The sequence below is a fragment of the Streptococcus pluranimalium genome (assembly GCF_047785745.1).
Classification (GTDB): Bacteria; Bacillota; Bacilli; order Lactobacillales; family Streptococcaceae; genus Streptococcus; species Streptococcus pluranimalium_B.
In genome coordinates, this window is sequence record NZ_JBLOJT010000146.1 from 1 (window position 1) to 3,126 (window position 3,126).

2 rRNA genes are annotated in these 3,126 nt (G+C 49.9%); both read right to left on the reverse strand.

Annotated features, from left to right (window positions below):
• Position 1 precedes the first annotated feature (1 nt).
• A 5S ribosomal RNA gene (rrf, locus tag ACMZ6U_RS09850) occupies positions 2-117 on the reverse strand.
• Between the two features lie 89 nt (positions 118-206).
• Positions 207-3,110: ribosomal RNA gene (locus tag ACMZ6U_RS09855) — 23S ribosomal RNA — on the reverse strand.
• Between the last annotated feature and the right edge of the window lie 16 nt (positions 3,111-3,126).

Consider the following 3,126-nt stretch of genomic DNA (forward strand, 5'->3'; position numbering starts at 1 on the left):
CGCTAAGCAACTACCATATCTAACAGGGGGCAACCCCCAACTACTTCAGGCGTTCTAGGGCTTAACTACTGTGTTCGGCATGGGTACAGGTGTATCTCCTAGGCTATCGTCACTTAACTTCTGATTGATAATCCAATCAAAATTGAATACCTATATTCTATCAAGAAACCGACTCGCTGTCAATATTGACTCTTAATTACTTCGTTTTGGATAAGTCCTCGAGCGATTAGTATTAGTCCGCTTAATGTGTCACCACACGTACACTTCTAACCTATCTACCTGATCTTCTTTCAGGGCTCTTACTAACATAACGTTATGGGAAATCTCATCTTGAGGTGGGCTTCGCACTTAGATGCTTTCAGCGCTTATCCCTTCCCTACATAGCTACCCAGCGATGCCTCTGGCGAGACAACTGGTACACCAGCGGTAAGTCCACTCTGGTCCTCTCGTACTAGGAGCAGATCCTCTCAAATTTCCTACGCCCGCGACGGATAGGGACCGAACTGTCTCACGACGTTCTGAACCCAGCTCGCGTGCCGCTTTAATGGGCGAACAGCCCAACCCTTGGGACCGACTACAGCCCCAGGATGCGACGAGCCGACATCGAGGTGCCAAACCTCCCCGTCGATGTGAACTCTTGGGGGAGATAAGCCTGTTATCCCCAGGGTAGCTTTTATCCGTTGAGCGATGGCCCTTCCATACGGAACCACCGGATCACTAAGCCCGACTTTCGTCCCTGCTCGAGTTGTAGCTCTCGCAGTCAAGCTCCCTTATACCTTTACACTCTGCGACTGATTTCCAACCAGTCTGAGGGAACCTTTGGGCGCCTCCGTTACCTTTTAGGAGGCGACCGCCCCAGTCAAACTGCCCGTCAGACACTGTCTCCGATAGGGATTACCTATCTGGGTTAGAGTAGCCATAACACAAGGGTAGTATCCCAACAACGCCTCCATTGAAACTGGCGTTCCAACTTCTTAGGCTCCTACCTATCCTGTACATGTGGTACAGATACTCAATATCAAACTGCAGTAAAGCTCCATGGGGTCTTTCCGTCCTGTCGCGGGTAACCTGCATCTTCACAGGTACTAAAATTTCACCGAGTCTCTCGTTGAGACAGTGCCCAAATCATTACGCCTTTCGTGCGGGTCGGAACTTACCCGACAAGGAATTTCGCTACCTTAGGACCGTTATAGTTACGGCCGCCGTTTACTGGGGCTTCAATTCATACCTTCGAGTAAAACTCTAAGCACTCCTCTTAACCTTCCAGCACCGGGCAGGCGTCACCCCCTATACATCATCTTACGATTTAGCAGAGAGCTGTGTTTTTGATAAACAGTTGCTTGGGCCTATTCACTGCGGCTGTCTTAAGACAGCACCCCTTCTCCCGAAGTTACGGGGTCATTTTGCCGAGTTCCTTAACGAGAGTTCTCTCGATCACCTGAGGCTACTCGCCTCGACTACCTGTGTCGGTTTGCGGTACGGGTAGAGTATAGTTAACGCTAGAAGCTTTTCTTGGCAGTGTGACATCACTCACTTCACTACTAAACTTCGCTCCCCATCACAGCTCAACGTTACAGGTATAAGCATTTGACTCATACCACGCCTCACTGCTTAGCCCAGCTCTTCCAGTCGCTGGGTTGAGTTAGCCTACTGCGTCCCTCCATCACTATATACTCTAGTACAGGAATATCAACCTGTTGGCCATCGGATACACCGTTCGGTCTCTCCTTAGGTCCCGACTAACCCAGGGCGGACGAGCCTTCCCCTGGAAACCTTAGTCTTACGGTGGACAGGATTCTCACCTGTCTTGCGCTACTCATACCGGCATTCTCACTTCTATGCGTTCCAGCACTCCTCACGGTACACCTTCTTCACACATAGAACGCTCTCCTACCATGACCTAAAAGGTCATCCACAGCTTCGGTAATATGTTTTAGCCCCGGTACATTTTCGGCGCAGGGTCACTCGACTAGTGAGCTATTACGCACTCTTTGAATGAATAGCTGCTTCTAAGCTAACATCCTAGTTGTCTGTGCAACCCCACATCCTTTTCCACTTAACATATATTTGGGGACCTTAGCTGGTGGTCTGGGCTGTTTCCCTTTCGACTACGGATCTTAGCACTCGCAGTCTGACTGCCGATTATATCTCATTGGCATTCGGAGTTTATCTGAGATTGGTAATCCGGGATGGACCCCTCACCCAAACAGTGCTCTACCTCCAAGAGACTTAACATCGACGCTAGCCCTAAAGCTATTTCGGAGAGAACCAGCTATCTCCAAGTTCGTTTGGAATTTCTCCGCTACCCACAAGTCATCCAAGCACTTTTCAACGTGCCCTGGTTCGGTCCTCCAGTGAGTTTTACCTCACCTTCAACCTGCTCATGGGTAGGTCACATGGTTTCGGGTCTACACCATGATACTATCTCGCCCTATTAAGACTCGGTTTCCCTACGGCTCCGTCTCTTCAACTTAACCTCGCATCATAGCGTAACTCGCCGGTTCATTCTACAAAAGGCACGCTCTCACCCATTAACGGGCTCGAACTTGTTGTAGGCACACGGTTTCAGGTTCTATTTCACTCCCCTCCCGGGGTGCTTTTCACCTTTCCCTCACGGTACTGGTTCACTATCGGTCACTAGAGAGTATTTAGGGTTGGGAGATGGTCCTCCCAGATTCCGACGAGATTTCGCGTGTCTCGCCGTACTCAGGATACTGCTAGGGCTAAACAAACATTTTAAATACGAGGCTGTTACTCTCTCTGGCTGACCTTCCCAGGTCATTCTTCTATGTCGTCTAGTCCCACGTCGCAGTCCTACAACCCCGAGGAGTAAACTCCTCGGTTTGCCCTCCTGCCGTTTCGCTCGCCGCTACTAAGGCAATCGCATTTGCTTTCTCTTCCTGCAGCTACTTAGATGTTTCAGTTCACTGCGTCTTCCTTCAGCTAGTCTTAACAACTAGTGATGACAGGCATTACCTGCCGGGTTCCCCCATTCGGACATCTCTGGATCAGCGCTTACTTACAGCTCCCCAAAGCATTTCGTCGTTAGTCACGTCCTTCGTCGGCTTCTAGTGCCAAGGCATCCACCGTGCGCCCTTATTAACTTAACCTTATTTTTGATCTTTC